20 protein-coding genes are annotated in these 24,600 nt (G+C 40.2%); 5 read left to right on the forward strand and 15 right to left on the reverse strand.

Going from position 1 to position 24,600, the window contains the following annotated elements; genetic code table 11:
• The 5 genes from ACEW8U_RS08715 to ACEW8U_RS08735 all read right to left on the reverse strand — a co-directional run bounded on the left by ACEW8U_RS08715 (position 1) and on the right by ACEW8U_RS08735 (position 5,329).
• Positions 1-219 carry a putative toxin-antitoxin system toxin component, PIN family gene (locus ACEW8U_RS08715; protein WP_373521656.1) on the reverse strand — a complete coding sequence of 73 codons (219 nt, stop codon included), beginning with the start codon at positions 217-219 and terminating at the stop codon, positions 1-3.
• Positions 220-246: 27 nt separating this feature from the next.
• A complete protein-coding gene (locus ACEW8U_RS08720) occupies positions 247-462 on the reverse strand; it encodes a hypothetical protein (protein ID WP_373521657.1) in 216 nt (71 codons plus the stop codon).
• A gap of 82 nt (positions 463-544) precedes the next feature.
• Entirely contained in the window at positions 545-2,035 is a 1,491-nt protein-coding gene (locus ACEW8U_RS08725) for a S10 family peptidase (RefSeq protein WP_373521658.1), read from the reverse strand.
• A 360-nt stretch (positions 2,036-2,395) separates the two neighbouring features.
• Positions 2,396-3,847 carry an aldo/keto reductase gene (locus ACEW8U_RS08730; RefSeq protein WP_373521659.1) on the reverse strand — a complete coding sequence of 484 codons (1,452 nt, stop codon included), beginning with the start codon at positions 3,845-3,847 and terminating at the stop codon, positions 2,396-2,398.
• Positions 3,848-3,856: 9 nt separating this feature from the next.
• A complete protein-coding gene (locus ACEW8U_RS08735; protein WP_373521660.1) occupies positions 3,857-5,329 on the reverse strand; it encodes an APC family permease in 1,473 nt (490 codons plus the stop codon).
• A gap of 146 nt (positions 5,330-5,475) precedes the next feature.
• Here ACEW8U_RS08735 and ACEW8U_RS08740 point away from each other — a divergent pair, with 146 nt between their 5' ends.
• On the forward strand, positions 5,476-8,277 hold the full coding sequence (locus ACEW8U_RS08740; RefSeq protein ID WP_373521661.1) for a UvrD-helicase domain-containing protein: 2,802 nt from the start codon (positions 5,476-5,478) through the stop codon (positions 8,275-8,277).
• An 84-nt stretch (positions 8,278-8,361) separates the two neighbouring features.
• Positions 8,362-8,958 carry a cation transporting ATPase C-terminal domain-containing protein gene (locus ACEW8U_RS08745; protein WP_373521662.1) on the forward strand — a complete coding sequence of 199 codons (597 nt, stop codon included), beginning with the start codon at positions 8,362-8,364 and terminating at the stop codon, positions 8,956-8,958.
• A 168-nt stretch (positions 8,959-9,126) separates the two neighbouring features.
• Here ACEW8U_RS08745 and ACEW8U_RS08750 read toward each other — a convergent pair whose 3' ends face one another.
• The 4 genes from ACEW8U_RS08750 to ACEW8U_RS08765 form a co-directional block, all read right to left on the reverse strand.
• Positions 9,127-9,468, reverse strand: coding sequence for a hypothetical protein (locus ACEW8U_RS08750; protein ID WP_373521663.1), 342 nt, complete (start codon positions 9,466-9,468; stop codon positions 9,127-9,129).
• Positions 9,469-9,611: 143 nt separating this feature from the next.
• Entirely contained in the window at positions 9,612-10,100 is a 489-nt protein-coding gene (locus ACEW8U_RS08755; protein ID WP_373521664.1) for a hypothetical protein, read from the reverse strand.
• A gap of 502 nt (positions 10,101-10,602) precedes the next feature.
• Entirely contained in the window at positions 10,603-11,028 is a 426-nt protein-coding gene (locus ACEW8U_RS08760; protein ID WP_373521665.1) for a putative quinol monooxygenase, read from the reverse strand.
• Between the two features lie 30 nt (positions 11,029-11,058).
• The gene (locus ACEW8U_RS08765) at positions 11,059-11,199 is read right to left on the reverse strand and encodes a hypothetical protein (RefSeq protein WP_373521666.1); all 141 of its coding nucleotides are present in this window, start codon (positions 11,197-11,199) and stop codon (positions 11,059-11,061) included.
• A gap of 661 nt (positions 11,200-11,860) precedes the next feature.
• On the opposite strand from ACEW8U_RS08765, the gene ACEW8U_RS08770 reads away from it, so the two are divergent.
• A complete protein-coding gene (locus ACEW8U_RS08770; protein WP_373521667.1) occupies positions 11,861-13,297 on the forward strand; it encodes an NADP-dependent isocitrate dehydrogenase in 1,437 nt (478 codons plus the stop codon).
• 135 nt (positions 13,298-13,432) lie between these two features.
• On the opposite strand, the gene ACEW8U_RS08775 is transcribed toward ACEW8U_RS08770, so the two are convergent.
• From ACEW8U_RS08775 to ACEW8U_RS08790, 4 genes are all read right to left on the reverse strand, one after another.
• A complete protein-coding gene (locus tag ACEW8U_RS08775) occupies positions 13,433-15,079 on the reverse strand; it encodes a SulP family inorganic anion transporter (protein ID WP_373521668.1) in 1,647 nt (548 codons plus the stop codon).
• Positions 15,080-15,088: 9 nt separating this feature from the next.
• Positions 15,089-16,969, reverse strand: coding sequence for a proton-conducting transporter membrane subunit (locus ACEW8U_RS08780; RefSeq protein WP_373521669.1), 1,881 nt, complete (start codon positions 16,967-16,969; stop codon positions 15,089-15,091).
• Between the two features lie 2 nt (positions 16,970-16,971).
• The gene (locus ACEW8U_RS08785) at positions 16,972-19,464 is read right to left on the reverse strand and encodes a YbcC family protein (RefSeq protein WP_373521670.1); all 2,493 of its coding nucleotides are present in this window, start codon (positions 19,462-19,464) and stop codon (positions 16,972-16,974) included.
• An 83-nt stretch (positions 19,465-19,547) separates the two neighbouring features.
• The gene (locus ACEW8U_RS08790) at positions 19,548-19,955 is read right to left on the reverse strand and encodes a hypothetical protein (protein WP_373521671.1); all 408 of its coding nucleotides are present in this window, start codon (positions 19,953-19,955) and stop codon (positions 19,548-19,550) included.
• Positions 19,956-20,191: 236 nt separating this feature from the next.
• Between ACEW8U_RS08790 and ACEW8U_RS08795 the strand changes: the two genes are divergently transcribed.
• Together ACEW8U_RS08795 and purU are read left to right on the forward strand one after the other, a co-directional pair.
• Entirely contained in the window at positions 20,192-23,128 is a 2,937-nt protein-coding gene (locus tag ACEW8U_RS08795; protein ID WP_373521672.1) for an SNF2-related protein, read from the forward strand.
• A 12-nt stretch (positions 23,129-23,140) separates the two neighbouring features.
• On the forward strand, positions 23,141-23,995 hold the full coding sequence (gene purU / locus ACEW8U_RS08800; protein WP_373521673.1) for a formyltetrahydrofolate deformylase: 855 nt from the start codon (positions 23,141-23,143) through the stop codon (positions 23,993-23,995).
• 17 nt (positions 23,996-24,012) lie between these two features.
• Here the strand turns inward: purU and ACEW8U_RS08805 are convergent, their stop codons facing one another.
• Together ACEW8U_RS08805 and ACEW8U_RS08810 are read right to left on the reverse strand one after the other, a co-directional pair.
• Positions 24,013-24,354 (reverse strand): type II toxin-antitoxin system PemK/MazF family toxin, encoded by a 342-nt coding sequence (locus ACEW8U_RS08805; protein WP_373521674.1) that lies wholly within the window; start codon positions 24,352-24,354, stop codon positions 24,013-24,015.
• Positions 24,338-24,574, reverse strand: coding sequence for a hypothetical protein (locus ACEW8U_RS08810; RefSeq protein ID WP_373521675.1), 237 nt, complete (start codon positions 24,572-24,574; stop codon positions 24,338-24,340). The genes ACEW8U_RS08805 and ACEW8U_RS08810 overlap by 17 nt, the downstream gene beginning before the upstream one ends.
• Positions 24,575-24,600 lie beyond the last annotated feature (26 nt).

Here is a 24,600-nt window from a genome sequence, read left to right on the forward strand (position 1 = left end):
CTAGAGGCCAAGGCTGATATCCAGAAAATCAGATATTGTAATGATTCTTGTTTTTCTAAATTTTACCAAATCCAGAAGATCTTTGTCTCCAGTAATTATAAAATCTGCTTTCCCATCTTTTGCCAATCCCAATAAAAAATCATCTTTTGGGTCTCTACAAATGTTAACCTCACTCTTTATTTCCACAAAATCTATAAAAGGATCAAAAGCAAATAGCATTTCTTTTAACCCTTCACCCTGATCGGCTTATTTCTTGCCATACCTTTCCGACCTTACCTGCTCTGTAATTTCAGTTATTTCTTCAAGACTTGGAGCAGAATCAGAATTCGAGCGCATATATTCTAGGTATTTTTTCAGGTTTGAAACAGGATCATCGCTAACTTTGATCAACTTTAAATCCTGCATCAATTCAATCATTTCAAAGGCTTTTGGATTTAATATTTCGATCTTAATTGATTCCATCTATCAATATTAATCATATATTTTCTCGATTACAACAGGTAAGATTTAGGGAGAAATATTTTCAATTTTTTTTACCGATAACTCATTTAGCTATAAACCCCCTAATATCCTCCACCAACTTCTCAAAATCAGGTCTATGGTTGTACATCATATGACCACCTTCATAGTAGAACATATCCACTCTATCCATAGGAATGTCATGCCGGGCAAAGGTATATTCAGCATCCAGAAATGGCGTGATCAGGTCATAATAACCATTGGCTACCATGACCTTCAGGTCTTTGTTTCTCCTCATGGACTCGCCCAATCCCCTTGCAACATTTACAAAGGATGGTTCCCAGCCTGTACCATCAGGCACAGGTTTCCAGTTCCACTTGCCATATATCTTATTGTTAGAGGTCAGATAGGGTCTATCCATTTTTATCTGTAAAGTTCTGGCAAAATAATCCTGTAAAGCTGCGGTATATGCTGCATCAATCGCATAACTTGAAGCATCCCCCAAAGTAGGTCTATCCGCAGTCTGATCTCCTTCCTCACCCAAATACCTGCCATCTAAAGTTCCTATGGTTTTTCCCTCTGATCTCAAAAGCTCCTTTTTGAATCTAGAGGTAAGGATTCTATTGTCAGAACGCAGCACATATTCAGGATCCAAGCCCAGAAAATGAGCAATTCTTTCTGATAGTTTCTTCTTATCCTCTGTGGATAACTGATTACCTTTATACAAAGCTGGCAAATAATCATTGTAGGCAAATTCTCTGGCTTCCTGCACAAAATCCTTTAAATCTTTGCCCTGTCCAGCTTTGCCATGGTACCAAGCCGTCGCTGCCATGGTCGGAAAATAAGTGAAATAAGAAGCGATATTGTCATGAACGGATGTACTCCCCTGATAATCCAAAGCCTGGGAAATCAATATCAATCCATTCAAGGCCATAGTCTGACCTCCTCCTTCCAAAGCAGCTGTAACTGCTCCGGCTCTCGTAGTTCCAAAGCTTTCTCCAGCAATATATTTGGGTGATTGCCAACGCTGATGTTGAGTTATCCACATTCTTATAAATAGGGCAATGGAGTTAGCATCTTCTTTCAATCCCCAAAAATCCTCAACTTTTCCCTTACCTATTACCTGGCTATAACCTGTCCCAACAGGATCAATAAAGACTAAATCCGTGATATCTAATAAGGCCAAATCATTGTTGATAACTTTGAAAGGAGCGCCACCATCATCATCCTTGGCATCTGAATCTACCTGAACTACTTTCGGACCAAAAACTCCCATGTGCAACCATACAGAGGCTGAACCCGGACCACCATTGAAGATAAAAGTTACCGGCCTTTTTGACGGATTCGGTTCATCTTTGACATAGGCAGTCGACCAAATGGAGGCTGATGGTTCACCTTCTGGGTTTTTCAGATAAGTCTCTCCTGCGATCGCTTTATAGCTGAAGCTTTTCCCATGAAAAGTCCCTTGCAGGGTAGTCTCAAAAACCACCGGATCTGGGATAGGTTTTTCACTTTCCTGAGCAAAAACCGAAGTAGAACAAACGAAGAGTAAGAGGTTAAAACAGATTGCTTTCATATGCTTATAATTTTCTTTTCAATGGTCATAACTTGTCCCGAGTACGGGATAGCTTGTCCCGAACCTGTCTGCCTCAGGCAGGCTCGATTTCATGATATTCATTTTTAAAACTTTATTTCAAACTTAACAATCTGGCTTTCAAATTATTTCCCAATTTGATTATATATCAATAAAATTATTGGAACCACAACTTGTCCCGAAATTCGGGAAAAGTGACAATAGGAAACAAAAGTTTACCAATTTCTTTTGTTAACTTTTGTTTCTTTTGTAGTTCATAAATAAATCCCTTAAAACTTATTAGTCTCCTAAAATGTACAATCTAGAATTTGACACTAGAGATTACGTCGTACCTTGAAACTTTTACAAGACCTCCGCCTCCGCCTCAATCTCCACCAAATACCCTTTACCTACCAATTTGGCCTCTACCAAAGTATTTGCTGGCTGAATGTGGGAAAAGCGCTGTCCGTGGGCACGGGCGACAGGTTCCCAATCTTCAATCTTGTTGACAAATATTCTCGTTCGAATGGCATCCTCCATTTTTCCTCCCAAAGAAATAATGGCTGCCTCAATTTTATCAAACACAAAATGTGCTTGGGCAGCTGCATCTGTTCCACCGATCATTTTGGAACCATGAGTTGCCGTTGTCCCCGATACAGAAATCCTGTTTCCTCTTCTTGTTGCCCGGCTGTAACCGGCCATTCCTTCCCAAACTGTCCCGCTGAATACTTGCAAACTTCCATTAGCTCCATTTATGACCTCATAAGGTTTGGGCAGCTCTTGCAAGTGATGACTTAAGTCCCCCGAGGCTGTGAGAAAAGGGGGTTTTCGGTATTCATCCCCGCAGTCCCCGGGAACTGGAAATAATTGTGATTGGGTATTGTGGATAACTGACTTATCCACATCATCCAATTCAAATGAAAACAACTTCTTAGTATCCTCAATATGAATGCTTTGTCCCAATCTAGCTCCTATAATTACACCCCCTACATATTCTTGTTCCATGATGTACTTGGTAGCCACATTGGCTATTGAGACTTGATGCTTTTTCGCCACTTTATCCACATTCTCCAACAGGTCTTGAAACTTCTCCCAACCTCCGGCAACGTCAATAAATCTCTTGTATTTCATCTGTGACCAAGTGGCACCGCTTTCAATAGCTGGTTCTGTTTTTCCCAACCATTTGTCTGACAAAAATCCTCCTGCCAAAGTCCCAAAAGCCAAAATTTTCACCCCATATTCCTTACAGACCTGAGCCATTTCCCCTGAAACCCTTTGGTCGATCAAAGAATGACATACTTGATTGGAAACTACAGGAATACCGGTGGCGCATGCTACCCTGAGATGCGCGGCATCAAAATTTGTCAACCCGATATGTTTGATCAGTCCTTCCCCTTTCAATTCGGAAAGCCAAAAAAGCTGATCCAACCATGTGGCATCAGGATAAGACCAAGCATGAAACTGCAACAAATCAATTTTTTCAACCTGAAGCCTATCCAAGGATAATTGGATGGCTGCACGGGTATCTTCCTTGCTGGATTTCCCGGGTTTTGGCACCCATTTGGTCAGGAGCTGTGATTTTTTACCCAAAGGATGCTGATTGTAAAAAGTGCCTGCGATAACTTCCGCAGATCCATAATGATCTGCCATATCAAAAGTAGTCAATCCGGCTTCCACATAAGGTACCATCTCCAGCGAGGTGATTTTTGGATCAAGGATATTCCCTTCTTTTTCCATATCCGCAATCTGCCAAAGGCCTGCCAGGACTTTGGAGATCCTGAGGTCATGGGCAAGGTCTGTGTATAAATCCATCATTTTTGTTTTTCAAGGTAATTTGGAAAAAAGAGATTTGACATCAACTCCTTTTCTTTTCATTTGGGCAAATTTAAAATAGAAAATCGTGGATGCAATTCCCATTACAATCAACCAAATAGGAGTAGAGTGAAAGTACCATGCTCCGGCATCTGTTTGGATGTCTTTCCAAGTGTGGATAACTAGGAAAAAGACCAAAACCAAGGCTCCTGACCACCCGATTGATTTTCTTAAAGCAGGGTTCCTCATTAATTTAATTTCGCTTGCAAGTTGGGGATTTATCCTATCAATGCTCAGTAAAGTAATGCACATCAGCAAGAAGTTGACCATCATAGAAGTTACCATGATATCTATTCCCAAAAAGAAATCCCCGGCAAAATGACTCCCCAATATCCCGACACTTGCCATCACGCCACTGAGAATGATTGCCAAATAGGGAGTATGGTAATCCTTATGGATTTTAGTGATTGATTTTGGGAAAATGCCATCCTCAGCCCATGCAAACATCAGCCTTGAAACGGATAACAGCATCGCAGGCAAATCATTGATCAGCGCTATAGCCGCTCCTGCAATGATAGCGACTGTCAAACCCGGAGGAAGCAAATAACTCATCATCCCCGGTGCAGTAATATCTTTTTTAAGTGATTCCTCTGCTACAAAATTCCAAGGCACAGCATGGTAAACAGCACCTGTGAAAAGCATATAATATCCACCCACAATCAAGATAGTCAAGCCAATGGCCAAAGGGATCTTCTTCGTTGGATTCTTGGCCTCGCCACCAGCTTGGGCGATACTGTCAAAACCGATGAAACTTGCGAAAAGCAGTGCTGAAGCTGAAAGGAAGTTACGAAGTTGGAAGTCCGAAGTTGGAAGATTTGGGATGACATTACCCTCTTTTTCCAATATGGCTTTAAAGAAATCCACATGCGTAAAACTGAATCCTGCCACAATCACTATCCCACCGAGCAAAAACATCAGGATCATCAAAGGAATAACCGTCTTTTCATACAATTTTGCTCCCCTGATATTGACATAAACGAAAATCCAAACCAATAACATTGCCAGACTTACCCGCACAAGGCCTGAATCCAAGATTACGGCAAGGCCTTCAAAAGAGAGTGCTTTTGAAATGTCCCTGAAAAACGGAATGGTCACATAAGCCACAACTCCTATCACAATAGACAATCCAAACCATTGGGAAAAACTAGCCACAAAGCCCAAATAGGGATTCAATCCCCTGCTTGCATAAATATAGCTTCCACCTGCCCTTGGCATGGCTGTAGCTAAAATTGCATAAGCCATTGCAGCCAACAAAGCCGGAACAGCAGCAAAAATAAATGCATACAAAACATAGGGACCAATCTCTGGAACATGCCTTTGGATCATAAAGGGGACCACATTGATCGATGCACCCAACATGGAACAGACCCCTGTGGCTACCAATCCGATCAATCCCAATTGTCGGGTAAGTGTGGGGTTACTCATGGAAAACAGGATTTACTCATTTCGGAAAAATCCATCTAATTTTAATTAAATCAAAATGGAATGCTTTTAAACTTTTACTCCTTCCTTTTGCAATTTCATACTGATATTCATAATAAATTTACCCTGAAATAAAAAATATCCCTTCAATGATCAACATCCTTTATTACAATGACCTCGATTTCTCCAAAGTAAAAAAGCAGTTTGAAAAGACAGTTGATTTTTTGAAAAATGGAGACTTCAAATCTGCCGAGATCAAGAAAATGCAACCTACAAGCTACTACCGGGCAAAACTTGATGCTGAAAACCGCTTGCTTTTTAAGTTTGCATCCTATGAAGGGAAGAATTATATATTATTGCTGGAAGTAATCCTAAACCATGAATACGACAAATCGCGGTTTTTGAGAGGTGCTGAAATAGGTGAGACAAAAATCAAGTTACTGCTTTCCGAAAAAGAAATAACCAAAGAAGATTTTTTGCCGCTGGCTTATGTCAATTCCAAGGCTACAAGCTTCAACCTTTTGGATAAAGCCATTTCATTTGACGAAAGTCAGGAACTGATTTTCCATAAGCGTCCTCCTGTAATCATCATTGGGTCTGCCGGAAGTGGGAAAACCGCCCTGACCCTTGAGAAAGTAAAGCTACTGAAAGGCAGGATCCTATATATTACACTGTCTCCCTATCTTGTGGAAAATTCTTCCAATCTGTATTACTCATTTGAGTATGATAATGAAAAGCAAGAAGTGGAGTTTCTTTCTTTTCACGACTTTATCCAAAGTATCAAAGTAGCAGAAGGAAAAGAAATAGACTTTAAGGCCTTCGAAAACTGGTTTGTAAAATTCCGTAACTCCTTTAAAATCAAAGATGCTCATAAGCTTTTTGAAGAATTTAAGGGAGTGGTCACGGGAATGGATATCAGTAAGGCATTCTTAAGCCGCGAGGATTATGAAGGGTTAGGGGTAAAACAGTCAGTTTTTTTGGCGGAGGAAAGAGTTGAAGTTTACTCCATTTTTGAAAAATACCTGCAATTTTTGAAAGAAAGCCATTATTACGACATCAATATTATTTCCAACCAATGGTTGGAATTGGTCAGTCCCATCTATGATTTTATTATTGTAGATGAGGTGCAGGACCTGACCACCGTGCAGCTTCACCTGATATTGAAGTCACTTAAAAAAAGTGAGAATTTCATTCTTTGCGGGGATTCCAATCAGATCGTACATCCCAACTTTTTTTCCTGGTCAAGTGTGAAAACATACCTGTATAAGAATGATCAGAAGGGCAAAGAAATTAGCATTCTGAAAACCAACTACAGGAATGCCCCTACTGTCACTTCCTTGGCAAATAGACTTCTGAAAATCAAAACCAGCAGGTTTGGTGCCATAGACAAAGAAAGTACTTACCTCGTCAATTCTATCAGCAAAAGAACGGGTGAAGTGGTTTTTTTACAAAGTAGTGACAAAATTAAATCCGAGCTGAACCAAAATACCAAAGCCTCTGCAAAATATGCTGTTATCGTCATGCGGAATGAAGACAAGGCTGATACAAGAAAAATATTCAGGACCCCACTACTGTTTTCCATCCATGAGGCAAAAGGCCTTGAATATGAGAATATCATATTGGTGAACTTTATCAGTGACTATGAAAAGGAGTTTAGGGAAATTTCCCAAGGTGTTCACCCCGATGACATAAAGGAAGACCATGAGATTAAATTTTCTAGAGGTAAAGACAAGACCGATAAGTCCCTGGACAGTTACAAATTTTATATCAATTCCCTATATGTAGCCATTACCAGGGCAGTGGAAAACCTGTATATATTGGAATCATCACCAAAGCATGACATCCTAAGGCTTCTGGGTCTTGTGGAAACGAGGGATAAAGTTGGGATCAAAGAACAAAAATCCTCAGCAGAAGATTGGAAAAACGAAGCCAATAAACTTGAAAAACAAGGCAAAAAGGAACAGGCAGACCAAATCCGCCAAAGTCTATTGAAAATCCAACCTACACCATGGAAACCTTTATTGAAAGAAGACCTGCCCAAATTGAAGTCAGATGCCCTGGATCCGGGAAATTTCAATAAAAAAGCCAAAGATTTGCTATTTGATTACACATTGATCTATCATGACTCTGAAGTCATAAAGCAATTGGCTGACCTCAAATATAGACGTGCAGAAAATCCTGATTTGGAGAGAAACTCAATTATCCGAAAATACTATCCCCACTATAGGTCAGAAAACGTCAAATTACTCACCGCAAATACAGACAAATATGGGATCAATTACAGGGATCAGTTTAATTTGACCCCACTTTTGGCGGCTGTCTATGCGGGTTCTGTCAACCTGATCAAATTTTTGAAAGAGAACGGGGCAGACAGTACCGCAATGGATAATGAAGGTAAAAATGCTTTACAGATTGCTTTGAACAAATCTCATTTCTCTATTATTTATGCTTCCAAAGAGCTTGGAAGTATATACAAATATATCTTGACAGACAGCATCAAAGTCAAAGTGGACGGAAGAATGATCAAAATTGATAACCATAAAATAGAATATTTTTTGCTCAATTACATGATTGCCTTACAGACGGTACTGCTCAAAAGAAACCGTTGGGGAGGAGGGATAAAAATGGATGATTTTTTAAAAACAATAGAAACATATCCGGAGTCCGTGTTGCCATATTTTAGGAAACAAAGGTCGTATCTCAGTCAGGCAGTTTCCAGAAACGAAGTAGATGCAAAAGAAGGGATTACCAAAAAGTTGTTCTTGAGAGTTTCAAGAGGATTTTATGTGCTCAATCCTGAACTGGAAATTTTAGTAGATGAGGATTGGGTGAATGTATATGATTTGATGGGAATTGAAAAAGTCGGGAAATTCGACGAGAAAAAACATGTTTTGATGGCACGGGAAAAGATGTTTGAGGAATTTCCCGAGATGCGTCAATATTACAAATAAAAGAATTGTGGGAATCTATTGTTAGAATAATTCTAAAATCTTATAGGCCAATTAGGTGATATTAAGAGTGAGTCGGGATGGGAGATGAAACACGTTTTGATCGTATTGCTACCATTGGTTTTCGGTTGGGAGTTTACGGTGATTTTCACCCCGATCCATGTGATTTTTCTCGAATTGATCATGGGGCCAACCTGTTCCATTGTGTTTGAGAATGAACCGATCGAACCGGATTCCATGAACAAGCCCCCGCGGGTCATGTCAAAGACTTTCTTTTCATGGTCAGAGCTTTCTCTGAGTGTGGTTCAGGGCTTGGCCATTACCGGTGCATGTTTGGGATTTGGGTTTTACCTCATGGATTCAGGCCACAGCGAAGCAAGTGTCAGGACCTTGATTTTTTCAACCTTGGTCTTCAGCAATATCTTCCTGACCTTGGTGAATAGATCTTTCTATTATTCTGTATTCAAAACCTTGACCTATCACAATAGGCTTGTTCCAATTATCTTGGGAATTTCCCTCATCCTATTGGTTGTGATCTTGACCATTCCTTCGATTATGGGGGTATTTGATTTCGAGCCAGTAAGCTTTAATAAACTCCTCATTTCATTACTGATTGCCTCCATTGGGGTATTTTGGATAGAGGTTTGGAAATTTTTTAAAAGGGAGAAAGCAATGAAGATTTAGAGAAAACTTCTAATTGATAATCCGATTTATACGATCCATTTTGCCCTGTACCATCGAATCTACCTTGGAGGAGGTATCATTAAATAAAGAATCCAAAATAGTAGGGCGGAGTTGCAAACTCCGCCCAGTCAAATGCTTAAACTATACCCAGACGGGGCTAATAACCCATTACCTACGAGCCTTTTTCTTTGCACTTAAAGCACAGCTTGTCAAAAATTCTTCGAAGTTTTCAACTTTGATATTATTGTTGTTTTTGCTGATCAGCTGACTGATGACTTCCTGCATAATATTATAGTTTCTTTTCTCTTGAGTGGTCCTTTTTTCGATGGTTGAAGAGAGCTTTTCTTTGGCTTGAAGTTTTTTAAGTTCAAATTTTAGCTCCTCAATTTCTGACTGAAGCTTGCCTATCTCTGTACCAAGTTCTTTTATCCTTGATTTTGCCATCATCAGGCGAAAGAAATATTCGTCTTCTTTGGTTTCAATAAGTGGCATTCTTGGGTTTTCCTCCATGGCATATTTATTAATAATTCAACTTTAAATTAAAAATATTCCTTTGTTCGGCAAAGATTTTGGCTGCGTGTTTAATTCCAATCACAAAATTTCTTAAGACCTTTCTCCGGAAAAAAAAACAGAATAGCTCCGATGTTCAATAATTACTCCCAAAGGAAAAATCCACTTCTATTCATCAAAAGGATCTTTAATCCAATCCAAGTGCTTGTACTTTTCCTGTATCCTTTCCAAAAACCACCACTCCAATCATTAAATACTAATGGACTCCATCCCGGAGGAAAATCTTTTAAAATCGAATCCGCCATTTTGCCGCCATTCCCTTTGACCGGTGAATTGATATCGTAAAAATCAACAGTCTTATATTCCAAACTGTAAAGAACCTCTATACCTATCGCTGTCGGATGATTCATTAGAGTGATGGGGACTTTGGGCCTATTAGGATAATTTTCACTGGATGCAGCTATGGTTTCGGTATCTATCCTAACATATTTGATAAAATCCAAAGCTGCAAGATTCAGCGCAAACTGTATGATTTCGATTGGTAATTCCCGGATTTTATTGATCACCCATATTTGTGTCCCTGATTGGTTATGGGGATGGAAAATGGCCTCAAATTCTTTTCTCTTTTTCATTTCCATAATTGATCGATAATTATTTTGGCTCTCACCCCCACCTGTGATTAGTCAAAAGGTGGATAGTGGACTAGGTGGGATTTGTAATTCCACCCTTTTATCCTTACAAATTTGCAATTGTAAATAACCAGCCAATCCCAAACTTAAGGGTAAATCTTGGGGAATCGAATTACAAATTCTCTTTGATAGAAAAGCGTAGTTGCAAATTACGCTTAGCGGTTCCGTCATTCTACTCCCAGAAGGGGGCAAAGGGTTTTGGCGGTACGTTTAAGACTAATAACTAGATGCAGCTATAGAATATCAATTCCCACCCAGTGAAGGATTCAATTGCCTGCTGCTTTAGTGTATTGCCACCTGCTTTAGCTGTTGGTTGAATGAAAAGCACCTCCATATTAGGCTTTAGCCAAAAAGATATGAAGAAATTCAAACATAGGAGTCAAAATTGGCAGGGGATGGAATTACATATCGATAGCTATCGGCACCTCCCGGCGGGAGGAGACTTCTAATTCCCTGTTTTGTTGAGGGAAGAAATGAGGTCTACATCCACAAGTTCCAATGAGGTGACCATATCTTTGACTGTCTCTTTGTATTTCAGAAAATGTTCCGTAGTGATATGAGTTTGATAGTCAGCAGTATCTGCATAAATTTCCAATATGGTGATTTTTGAAGGGTCACTTTTATCGGCCACTGCATAGTAGGTTAATACACCGGGTTCTTTCAGAATTGCAGCATTCATTTGTTTTTTTAGTGCTACTTGATAGGCTTCTAATTGTAAAGGGTCAACTTTGATGATAGCCAACCTTACCATCTGATTTTTTTCCTGCGCATACGCTACATTACCAAACGAAATAAGAAAAAATAGACATAGCAGCAAACCTTTAGTCTTTTGTATTTTTTCCCTGTGGGTTTCAAAGTTGATTATTTTCATATCCTTGGAGTTTTTATACACTTGTCATTTTTATCCCCCTTCCACTATCCTAATCTCCTCCTCAGTCAATCCATACAACTCATACACCAGCTTATCCATCTCGCGGTCAAGGCGGGTGATGTCGGATTGGAGGGCTTGGGCTTTTATTGATTTGTTTTTCAATAATTTCATCTTATTCATTTTAAATAGTTTTTTCCTCTGTATAAAAAGAGCCATAAGCTAAAATTTGATCAAAAAGAGATTCAAACTGATTGTATTTTGAAGATATGGAAGGAAAATAAATTTTCGGTAAATGGAGGGGAAAAAATCAAAAAATTAAGAATGAATAATTCAAAATAAGGAATGTTTGTGGAGACAAAACATTGGCGGAATAGTAAATTTTCGTTTAGATACGGTGAAAAAATGAGAAATTAAGCATGATAAAAATCCCTTGAGCCCCTTTGCGAAACCCTTGCGATCATTGCGGTTAAAAAAAACAGAGCAGGTCAATTGATAAAAATGCTTTAGATTATTTTTTTATTAAAAATCAGCTGATCAGGACTTGAATAAGACAGTAATTTGATAATCATTGAAATCAAAAAATAAAAGCTATCCATTCTAATTTTGTAATTAATAATCATAGGTATTTTGAGGTTTAGTAAGGAAAATAGACACTGCTTCTGGCAGTGTTTTTTTTTGACCATACCAAAAATATTTCAGCGACAATAATCACTTTTTTGAATTATGATATTGTTAAAAACATAAAATATTTTTATAATATATATTAAAAACATATATTTTTATTTATGTGATTTTTCTGGGAATTTTGCCGAAACCAAATCAAAACCTCCATATGAAAAAAATCACAGTAGCTAAAGGCGATGGAATTGGACCTGAAATAATGGATGCCACCTTGGACATTATCCTGGAAGCAGGTGCCAAAATTGAAATTGAAGAAATCGAAGTAGGGGAGAAAGTTTACCTGTCGGGCAATACCTCGGGAATCGCAAATTCCTCATGGGATATCATCAGGAGAAACAAGATTTTTTTGAAGGCTCCGATTACCACCCCCCAAGGTGGCGGATACAAAAGTTTGAATGTGACGACCAGAAAATTTTTGGGACTGTATTCCAATGTAAGACCTTGCAGAAGTTTACATCCTTTTGTGTCGACCAAGCATCCTGTCATGGATGTAGTGATTGTCAGGGAAAATGAAGAAGACCTGTATGCTGGCATCGAGCATCAGCAGACAGATGAGGTAATACAGTGCCTCAAACTCATCAGCCGTCCGGGTTGTGAAAAAATTGTCAGGTATGCCTTTGAATATGCCCGGCAGCAGAACAGAAAAAAAGTAACCTGCTTTACCAAAGACAATATCATGAAGCAAACGGATGGACTTTTTCATAAAGTTTTTGATGAGATCGCAAAAGAATATCCTGAAATAGAAAACGAACATTGGATCATAGATATCGGAGCGGCCAAGTTGGCTGATAGTCCGGAAGCTTTTGACGTATTGGTCATGCCCAACCTCTATGGAGATGTATTATCTGATGTAGCAGCACAGATTGCAGGATCTGTAGGTCTTGCGGGATCGGCAAATATCGGAGAAGAGTGCGCCATGTTTGAGGCGATTCATGGTTCGGCACCCCGCAGGGCAGGCCAAAACCTCGCAAATCCTTCAGGACTTCTGCAAGGGGCAATCATGATGCTAAACCACATTGGGCAGTCAGATGTAGCAGAGAAAGTACAAAACGCTTGGCTCAAAACCATAGAGGATGGAATCCATACCTATGATGTTTTTAAAGAAGGAGTAAGCAAAGAGAAAGTAGGAACAAAGGAATTTGCTGCGGCAGTGATAGCCAGATTGGGTCAAAAACCACAGGTATTTCCGGCTGTCCACTATGACAAAAACATTCCTATGGTCTTGCCAAAGTACAAGAAAAAGCAACCTGCCAAAAAGGAACTGGTAGGCGTTGATGTTTTTGTCCATTGGAATGGAACAAGTGCAGAAGAAATTGCAGAGATTGTCCAGAAAATGAATTTTTCCGACATCAAACTCTCCATGATTACAAACAGGGGGATAAAAGTTTGGCCTGAGGGATTTGAAGAAACATTCTGCACAGACCATTGGAGATGTAGATTCAAACCGACTCAAGGAGGGACTATTTCCAAAGCAGATATCATTGAGCTGCTGACAAAGGCTTCCCAACTTGATATTGATGTAATCAAAACAGAAAACCTTTATTTCTTTGACGGCGTCCAAGGTTTCTCTTTGGGTCAAGGTCAATAAAGATTCTGAAACCAACAAGTGTTAAAAAAAAGGGTGTGGACAGGAATCTGCACCCTTTTTTTTATTGGACAATTTAAATCATCCCTTTGAAAGGATCTTGTAAATTATGGTTGATTCTTTTTGCCATAAATGAGATCAATGAATGACTGCGTCATGTTTTTTCCTTGATTTAAGTTTTCTGCCAGACAGATGGTGGTCTGAATTCTTCTTGAGGTGGTCCATCCCACAGAGGATAAAATGGCCTCCGTTATGTTCATAGTCATGTTGGTAATGGTTCAGATTTTCCAATACAGTGTGGTCAACCAAATTTGCATTGCTAAAATCAACGCGGATGGTTTTTTCTCTTGGGAGTGCATCCAAGGATTTTTTCAGCTTGATATAATTGCTGAATACAGCAGAATGGAATACATCAACAGTATATTCTTCTTCTTTTTTACTAACTGTAAACAAGGGTTTGAAAATGTATTTAAGCGGAAGTCCATTGACCAGGTGGATGATAAATTTGGTAAGGATACCTACTCCGATACCGATCAGAAGATCTGTGGCCAAAGTAAAGATGATGGTAATAAGGAAAATGGCGAGTTGTTCTTTACCGATTTTGTATGTATGGTAGAATGATTGGGGAGAAGCCAACCTATAACCCGTGAAAACAAGCATAGCAGCCAATGCAGCCAAAGGAATCTGATGGATAAGCATCGGAAAGAAGGCCACGAAGATCAACAGGAACATTCCATGGAAGAAATTTGACCAGGCTGTTTTGCCTCCATTATTGATATTAGCAGAGCTTCGAACGATTTCTGATATCATTGGTAGACCACCGATAAATCCTGCCAGGGTATTTCCTATCCCAACTCCCATCAGGTCTTTGTTCATATTGGATTTCCTCTTGAATGGATCTATTCCATCGATGGCTTTGGAACTCAATAAAGACTCCAAACTGCCCACCAAGGCAAACATGATGATATATTTGATCGATGTCATTGAAAACACCTGAGAGAAATCAGGGAAGGTGACGGCTGAAAGCAAATTGTCCGGCAATGTTACCAAAAATTTTGGCCCGATGGTATATTCATGTCCATCCAAAAACAGGTAGCTGTGTTCATGCTCCAAGTCAAAATACCTTCCGATTGGAATGGCAATCAAGATAACCAGTAGTGGGGCGGGTATCATTCTGATATACTTGTTTTTGAAAAAAGGGAAAAGAAATAAAATCAGCAGACTTATAAATCCGATCAAAGCGATTTCAGGATTGAGTTCGCTGAAGGCATGCGGAAGTTCTGCAAATAGCTCTAAAGTTTCACTTGCTTCGGGCCTGACGCCGATCATGGTAAATAATTGCTTGGCGATAATGATGATTCCGATCGCAGCCAACATTCCGTGAACTGCTGCAGAAGGGAAAAAATCTGCCAAAACCCCGGATTTGATCCATCCAAATATGATCTGCAAAATCCCGGCTGCAACTACTACTGCTAGCGTAAGTTTGTATCCCAGCATCGCGTCGCCCTGACCGAGTTCAGTGACAGCACCTATGGCAATGATGATAAGGCCTGCTGCGGGACCTTTGATCGTCAATTGTGAACCTCCAAGAAAGGTCACAACAAGGCCACCGATGATCGCGGTGAATATACCAGCCACAGGAGGGAATCCGGAAGCCATGGAGATACCGAGACAAAGTGGCAAAGCAATGAGAAATACTAGAAATCCAGAAGTCAGGTCTGCTCTCCAGTTCTGTTTGAGACCTGCGATGCCGGTCAGAGGTGTTTGAAATTTATGCGTTTTCATGATAGTGCCTTAAGAAGATTTGAGTGCTTTTTCGTGGTAATTTTTTATGTGTGGGCCTAGGAATAGGCGGGAATAAATCCGGATAAGGGCTATGCCTCCTATAATGAAACTAGCGGAGTCGAAGAAGGCGAGCAGGTATTGGTCTTCATGGATATGGCTGAATATCAAATCCACTCCGATGAATGTAGGCGATATCGGGAAAGCCATCAGTCCCAAGGTGGCAATCAGAAATACCAATGCCTGAATCCGGTATTCATAGACATGACCATAATATTGATTCAAATCAAAATACTCCGGCTCTTTTTTCCTTAAGAATTCCAAGATCACATACCCAAGAATTCCAAAAGCAGTAACCCCGCTGAGGTAAATCAGTGTCTGATTGTAGTCAAAGGTCTCATTGAAAGATACGGCAAGCGCAATCCAGAAATGGTTGGCCATGACAAGCATCCATGCCAGCCTTGGATAGTTTCGCTCCGAAAATGCCTTGAATACCATCATCATCCCGATGAAGGCGAAACTGCCGGGAATGAATTCCTGAATTCCTTTGGGCAAGTATTCCTGATGGAAATAGAGGTACATTCCCACACCATACATAGGCAGGAAATAAAGCAAGAGATTCTTTGGTGTAAGAAAATCCAGTTTATGACCGATTTTTTTGATAGGAGAGAAAACCCATTTGTTCATAAAGGCATCTAGATTCCATTCTTTGAGTGAAAGGATGTATAGGCTGTATTCAAGACGTTTTGGGAAAGTATCTTCTACAGTGATTTCCTTGGGCTTGAAATGGTAAAACTGATCCCGGATCATATAACTCACTACCGAAGGTGATACCAAAAGCTGATAGGTTCTTAAGAAGGCATTTCCTGCAAAATGGATCAGGGCTAAGATCTGTAGACCCAAAGCAACCTCGATAAACATGATTCCAATCTGCGCTATGGAAGCATAGGCAATCTGAGACTTAATCGAAGACTGGACACGGGCAATGGGATAGGCCACCAAAGTGGTTGCCAAACCGAGCAATCCGATCAATACCCTCGCAGTAATCTGATGCTCCCAAAAAGGGAATGTCCTAAGCAATAAGAAGACCCCAAAATGTACAGAAAGCGATCCATAGAAGATCGCACTCGAAGGCGTGGGACCTTCCATGGCACGTGGAAGCCAAGAAGAAAATGGCAGCTGGGCGGATTTCGCCGCCGCAGCTACCAAAATACCCAGCGAGATAAATAAGCCGATGCCTCCATGTTGGGAGAGGTGCTCGATTACAAGTTGTTCATTGTTGAGCTTCAGGAAGGTGATGTTTTCATGCCAAAGGTGGTGGCTTGCCCACATAGCCAGGATAATCCCAATGTCTCCGATTCTATAGATGGAAAATACTTTCACGGCATTCCTTACCGGCAGGTACCTGTTGCGGTAAAAGGCAATCAACAAGAATGAAGATATTCCCAACATCTCCCATCCGATAAATAAAGTCTCGAAATTTCCTGCCAGTACAGTCAGGCTATAAGCGAGATAGAAGAAAAGGATGGAATTGAAGAACCGCTTATAGCCCTCCTCCAAGTGCAGGTAATACTTGCTGTACTGGGTAATGAGGAAGGTGACAAATACACCTACAAAGAGATATACTGCAGTGACTTTATCAAAATAAAAGTCAATCAGAAACTCATAATCATGATGCTTGTACAGTATGAATTCTGGGATATTTACCGGTCGGCCATTAAGTATAATCAGCCAATATCCGATATACCCCACAGCGGAAGCTAGCTGTAGGCTGATAGTAAAGAATGCCAATCTGGCTAGACCGGCCTCATTTTTTTCAGGTATCAACAAGGATAGTAAGAATCCTATGAAAGGAATGACCACAAAGCTGCTGATGATGATTTGGTTCTCCATGGTTAGCTCAACAAATAGACAGGTATATTTTCGGAGGTTGAAACCAACAACTCATCCAGGTTTTGAATCTTTTCTATCTTCTTTGTCAAAGGCAGGTAAGGGATAAATTCCCTGCCCTTAAACAGGAAGGCCTCCTTGGTTTCAGGATGGATAGCGACCAATCTCACCCAATCATTGGCAAACCACTCGTAGGTTGCGTCATGAGTTTTGATGGTCTTGAGGACTGTTTCGGGAAAATGCTCCACTGTGATCAGAATCCGGAGTGGATCATGGATGGTGATCATCTGACTTGGTAATCCGGGTCTCAGGTCACCGTCAATACCGTTTGCAACTCCAATCAAGCCCATGACATTATGGGGAAGTTTACTTCCTGCCCCAAGCCGTTGATTGTCTACCCTAGAGAAATAATACTCCAAGTTGATGCCACCGCAGACAGGAGCTACTGCTTTGACGATGTTCAGAAGGTATTTTCCTTCCGGATCGATGCTGTAATCATAGGAATTGAGAAAGGCTCTTTTATCCAAAAACAGGTGCTTGTTGGATTCTCTTTTCCCGATCACACAAAGCGCATTGGTCGCATGGTTCCATTCAGGCCTTGGTTCGAAAAGCGACAATGCTCTGAGCTTGACTTTCTCGTGAACTTTGGCGGCTTCCTGTGTGGAGTCTACGGTATCGAATCTCCTTGACCTTTCTTTGGCGTTGTAATCCAAAGCGATTTCAAAAGTCTGTAGATTACTCTGGTGACGGAGCATGTTCTCTTTTGTCAAGACATCGAGGTCATAAAACTCCATCTCATCCCTTGTCGTGTCATGCAAGCCTCCCACAAATTGGGTATTGGCAGGGATGACTATCCCCCTTTCTTCCAACGCCTTTCTGACTTCCGGATGATTTCCAAAATAGGCTCCAACGCGGGCATTGACCGAACCGGATCGTCCGCTACAAGCACCACAGTCATAGCCTGCATAGTGGGTATTGTTTACCGAGCTGGCTCCGTGTCCAAAAATGTATACCAAAGGAGCAAAGTCCTTGACAAGCCCGATGCCTTTGAGCAATCCTTCCAGACTATTGGTCATTTCTTCCAGCGTAAAACCCACCTGAAGCCCATGATATTTATGTTCGGGGGTTTTACATTCTATACTCAGTTTCCCCTTTGGATCCATATGGCTGAAAGAAGAAACCATAGCAGGTGTAGGGCCGGGATGGAAGATATTTTTGGCCATGTTTACTGCAGACCAAAATCCCATAGTCTGGGAAATCGCCCATCCTCCAAATATTCCTTTCGAATGTTTGCTGAAATGGGAGTCTTTTTCATGTCTAAGTTTGGCCTCAGATTCCCGGATAACATGTACAGGCGTAACTGGCGCAGGACATACTTTGGTCATAAACTTGCCATGCTCCGGCTGGAAGAAAAAAGGGATGTTGAAAAATCCCGCCGTGCCGAAGGTCTGGCTATCCGGCGCAAACCGCTCGATATACCTTCTGACCGAACAGCACCTGTCATCTATACAAAAAAGCGCCTGAAAGGAAGTGGCTTCCTTCTTGAAATCCTCCTCATGGCTGAGTTGAAGTCCTCTGATGACTTGGTCAAAATAGGTCCATTCGAAAGCTTCCTGCCACATTTTGAGGACTTCGTAGTATTCTTTTCCATCAACTTTAGTCAAAACAGGTAAGAGGTCTCCTGGCATATGTTTGACTATAGGATCCCATTTAGCCCCCAATCTCTTGTCAAGTGCATCAATCTCCAGCAGGCATTCAACAAAAATCAAGTCATGGAGGCTGATGGCTTTTTTGTCCAACAAACTCATTGGCTGATGCTCCAACACCGCCACCATACCTGACCATCCTGGATGGGCAAATTGCTGGTCAAAAAGATATTGCCTGAAATAGCCCTTGCTTCCCACCAAAATTTCAAGAAGGTCTTCCAATTTGGTTTTGGGGTCAAGAAGCAGGTTTTTGGTCCTTTCAGTTTTGAAGAGATTGGCAAAACTATTGGATTCGAGGTTTCGGATGGCGGCCAGAAAACCCTTGGAAGGTACCGGGAATTTCCAGATGGCAATACCCTGGTCAAGATAGCTTCCCAACATCCTGAAAAGAGTGGTATGTGTTTCCTTATCGAGATTGACATGGTGGTGGCTCTTCCATACATTTCTCAACCTGCCTATAATGGCTTCAGGTTGGTTTTTACAGTTTTTGTGGAGCATGACATCTTTCCATTTTGCCGATTCTTCTTGGCCCTTGTGGGAAAGAATTACACGGTCAAGGATGTCTTCATTTATTTTGTTCTTGGCATACAAATCCCGAAAGGATTCCACAGAAAGATAAGTCTTGTAGCCAAAGTTTTCTGCTGCGGTCTGTAGCGCCTCGTGAAATGGAAGATGCTGAAAGGCATGCAGGGTATTGTGATGCACAAAGTCCTTTAAAGGGGCTTGCGCAGGCAAGTAGTGACCCAATTCATGGATGACATGATTGAGTTCTTCAGGCAAGGTTGTTGCCATAAATAGAACAAATTAGTAGTGTAAAATAGGTGTTTGGAAAATGCAGGGTAATACCCTATGAATCTTGTACGATTCTAAAAATTTTATTTCAAGTGGATTCTAAGGCAATGAAAAAGTATGTAAAGCTCGGAATAATTTGAAAAAACAACTTCATTATTGAAAGATGATCCGTCAGCCTGTAATAATAGGTTGAGTGAATAAATGTGTGATCGGAATCCAGATTGATTTAAATCTGAATACTGTTTGATATCTTTTTTTGTATCTTCTTCATTCTCTTCTATTTCTATAAAAAAAACTTTAGAACTTACGTTATTTTCAAAATCAAAATCAGTTGACGAAATTTCTGATCCTATTAAACCAGAATCATAAATTGGCTCAGCACTAATATTTTGGATGGAGAGAAAAGAAAAAAATAAGCATAGCATTAAAGTGGCAGTCGCAAAACTTTTCTTATTGCTAAATTTTAAACGATTTATGGATTTGATAATCATCTAATCAATTTCTAGTCCAAAGCTAGTCATTATATTTAATGAATGGTTTTTAATACTTAAAAATTAAACAACAACTCAAAACTACCCTATTGTTTGTTTAAAATAAGTGATAAGAGTCACCTATTAAATATTTCCACTTTCAGAATCAGATTTAATTCCTTAATTTTCGAACTGTTTTATTTAGCAAAAATGTGTTTGGTTGACGGATTCGCTCCGTTTGGCATCAAATTGTCCGTATGAAAGTATCAGCAGAACAGCCATTTGAGATTATCTATTCTTTATTCAGCCATGAATTCTTGGGATTGCTTTTTGAGTCCTTTGTGGTGCAGTTGGATGAAAAGGGAAGGCTGTCCTATGCCCATCAAAATATTTCTCATGTCAACGCCCCTGAATTCTCCTCTGGACTGGATGAGACCGATTTTCAACTGATTCGCTGGATGGATGAAATGCAGCAAGAGTCTGTGGTCAAACGGTTCAATATCAAAAAACTCAAACCTAAGGAATACCTCAGGAAAATCTATGACGAAAATACAGGAAACAAAGAATTCCAACAGTTAATAGAATTGAAACTGGAGACTCTGCGCGCAAAGATCCTGGATAAAATGAGTGGAAAGCGGTTTTTTGAAATGGGAAATGATGGAAACCCTATTTGGAGGGAAATTGAAATCATGCCTGAAAAAGCTTCCGTCCTATTTCATTTCAGAAGAAATGAAGACAATACCCATTATTTCCCTACCATTAAATATCAGGGAGAACGCTTAGAATGGCAGTACAGAAACGGTTTTTTGATCTGCCACGAACCTGCATGGCTTGTTGTGAATTATCAATTGTACAGTTTTGAAAAAGGAGTCGATGGGAAGAAGCTTAAGCCATTTTTGAGCAAAAAATTCATTGTTATACCACGGAAAGTTGAAAAACAGTACTACGAAAAATTTGTGACCCAATTGGTATCTTCGTTTGATGTTTATGCCAAAGGCTTTGATATCAAAGTGGAAAGATCGAAACCAAATCCAGTACTTAGCCTCAGTGACCTGCCCTCAAATCCCAAAGAAGATCTTTTTGGTAATAACCTTGAAAATGAAGAGGAAGAAGATAAAATCGTATTCGATCTTCAGTTCCAATACGGGGAATATGCTTTTAGGGCGGAGGAGAAAACAAATAATAATGTAGAGCTTGAACAACTTGGAGACGATTATATTTTTCACAAAGTAATTCGTGACCTTGAAAAGGAAAAATCTTATGGAGATTACCTAAAGGAATTGGGATTACCTGTAAAAACTTCTAGGTATTCTTTAGCTAAATCCAAAGCTTTTGGTTGGATCAATACCCATAAAGAATCACTCGAAAACATGGGTATCCGAATACAACAGGGTACCAATATGAAAGGCAAACGATATTTTATCGGTCGTGCACATATATCGGTGGATGTTAAGGAAAACATTGACTGGTTTGATGTAAATGCAATCATTCAGTTTGGACCTTTTAAGATCCCTTTCCAAAAAATCAGAAAAATGTTGCTTTTGGGCAAAACAGAATTTGAATTGCCCAACGGTGAAATCGCTGTAATCCCGGATTCCTGGTTTGTAAATTACTCTGAGATTTTTGCCTTTTTGGAAGATCAGGAAAAAGAAAATGAAGAACATGCCTTAGTACTTAAAAAGCACCATATTGCATTGGCCCAAGAACTTCAAAGCGGTAATTTGGTCCAACTGACGCTTAGCAGAAAACTGGAAAAGCTAAGAGATTTTTCAAGTATTGAAGATTATGAACTACCAGTTACCTTTAAAGGAACCCTTCGCCCTTACCAAAAAGCAGGTTATAATTGGTTGAGATTTTTAAGTGAGTATCGTTTTGGCGGCTGTCTCGCTGATGATATGGGATTGGGGAAAACCGTTCAGACCTTGGCGCTTTTGGCCCATGAAAAAGAGACAAATCCGGATGCCACCTCACTTTTGGTCATGCCCACTTCCCTTATTTATAACTGGGAACTAGAGGCCAAAAAATTCACTCCAAAACTTAAAATCCTGACCTACACAGGCACACAAAGAGTTAAAGATAATTCACAGTTTGCGAAATACGATCTTGTTTTGAGTTCTTATGGGATAACCAGAATGGATGTGGATATCTTAAAAGATTTTTATTTCAATTACATCATTTTGGATGAATCTCAGGCCATCAAAAACCCGGGAAGTATCATTGCAAAAGCCGTGAATGAGCTCAATTGCCGTCATCGCTTGATTTTGACAGGAACTCCTGTTGAAAATGGCACCATGGATTTGTGGTCACAGATGAATTTCATTAACCGGGGATTGTTGGGTAATCAGAACATGTTTAAAAAACAGTTTTTGCTGCCAATAGAAAAAAAGAATGACATGGACAAAGCCATTAAGCTGAATGCCATGATCAAACCTTTTATTCTAAGAAGATTAAAATCCCAAGTGGCAACTGATCTTCCTGAAAAAGTCGTCAATATCAAATACTCAACCATGACCTCAGCGCAAGAAAAAGCTTATGAGGAGGTCAAAGGTTATTATCGTGAAAAAATAGTTACAGAGTTTGGTGTACCAGGGATGAAAAATCAGCAGTTTATGCTGTTAAGAGGCCTTACCCAGTTGCGACAGATAGCCAATCATCCCAAGTTGACTGATAAGGAATATAAAGGAGATTCCGGTAAGTTGGAGGATGTTATCCACATGTTGCACGCCACTGCAAGTGAAGGTCACAAGGTATTGGTCTTCAGTCAATTTGTTCGGCATTTGGCCATTGTCAAAGATTATCTTGACCAGGAAAACATGCAATATGCCTATCTTGACGGAACCACCAAAGACAGACAAAAACAGGTTACCATTTTTCAGGAAAATGAAGATGTGAAAATTTTCTTAATTTCTCTCAAGGCGGGGGGAGTCGGATTAAACCTGACTAAAGCAGAATATGTCTTTTTGTTGGACCCATGGTGGAACCCTGCCGTGGAAGCCCAAGCGATTGACAGGGCCCACCGTATCGGTCAGGAAAATAAAGTCATCATTTATAAATTCATCACCAAGGATACCGTTGAAGAAAAAATCATGGCACTTCAGCAAAGAAAAATGGCTTTGGCCGGAGAACTTATCAGTACGGAAGAAAGCTTTATGAAGACCTTGGACAAAGAAGACATTGAAGCATTGTTAACCTAATATTTTTAAAAAATGAAAAAAGCAATTTTGATGATCCGTTGCAAGGATCAAAAAGGTATTGTGGCAGCTGTATCGGAATTCTTATTTTCTTATCATGGCAATATTTTGGAAATTGACCAGCACGTTGATGAGGAAATTGGGATGTTTTTTATGAGGGCTGCCTGGGAACTTGAAAGCTTTGCGCTTAAGAAGGAAGAAATAGAACCCATTTTTGAAGCCAAGGTGGCTAAAATCTTTGAAATGGAATTCGAACTTTATTTCAATTTCAGAAAACCAAGAATGGCGATCATGGTTTCCAAGTTGTCGCATTGCCTGATCGATATTTTGAGCAAGTTCTATTCAGAACAGTTTGAAGCCGAAATCCCCTTGATAATCTCTAATCACCCTGACCATAAAAAAGTAGTGGAGGCTTTTGGAATCCCTTTTTATTACCTTCCAATGGACAAGTCCAATAAAGATCTGGTTGAAGAAAGACAATTGGAACTGCTCAATGAATTCAGGGTTGATTTTGTGGTATTGGCCAGGTATATGCAGATTCTCAGTGGCGATTTTATCCGTAATTATCCAAACAAAATCATCAATATCCATCACTCTTTCCTTCCCGCCTTTGTGGGGGCCAAGCCCTATCATGCGGCCTATGAAAGAGGTGTCAAAATCATAGGGGCCACTGCCCACTACGTCACTGAAGAATTGGATGCAGGACCTATCATTGAGCAGGATATCGCAAGAGTCAGGCACCATAACCTGCCTTCCGATCTGGTCCAAATTGGTCAGGATGTGGAAAAAGTAGTTCTATCAAAAGCCATCAAATACCATCTGGAAAGAAAAGTCCTGGCTTATGGAAACAAGACGGTGATATTTTACTAATTCATCCCAATGATCAGCTAAATATCCAGAATCGCCTTCAGCTTCCATAGGAGTTCTGCCGATTGATCTGCTCCGATTTTGCCAAGACGTTGTAGCAACCGTTCATTATCCAAGGCCCGGATTTGGTCGATTAATACTTCCGAATCCTGTTCCAGTCCTGTTCCGATGGTATCGAGTTTCACCCGCAACACATTCTTCTCTTCCGAAAGCTGACTTGTGATGGGGCAGGCGAGCTTGGAGGGATGCCCGACCTTGTTCAGTAGATCTGTTTGGATGATCACAACAGGTCGGATTTTTCCAGGTTCCGTCCCTTTTGAAGGATTTAGGTTGGCAAGCCAAATGTCAAATTGCGCCTTCATCGATCAACTCATCCATTTCCTTATTGACCAACATCGAAGAGTTTTTGACCATCTTGGATGCGACTGCAGAGTCCTTCCCAAGTTTTTTGCGTTTTTGGACTCGGTTGTAAAACCTTAAAGCCTCATTGATATACCTATTTCGCGGAATCCCATTTTCCGACACAATCTTTTCGGTCTCCTCGAAGATCCCTTCATCCAATTTTAGTGAAAGTGTTTTCATGTTACTGTCCGTATTACCAAAAGTAT

Origin of the sequence: Aquiflexum sp. (assembly GCF_041751335.1) — a bacterium.
Classification (GTDB): Bacteria; Bacteroidota; Bacteroidia; order Cytophagales; family Cyclobacteriaceae; genus Aquiflexum.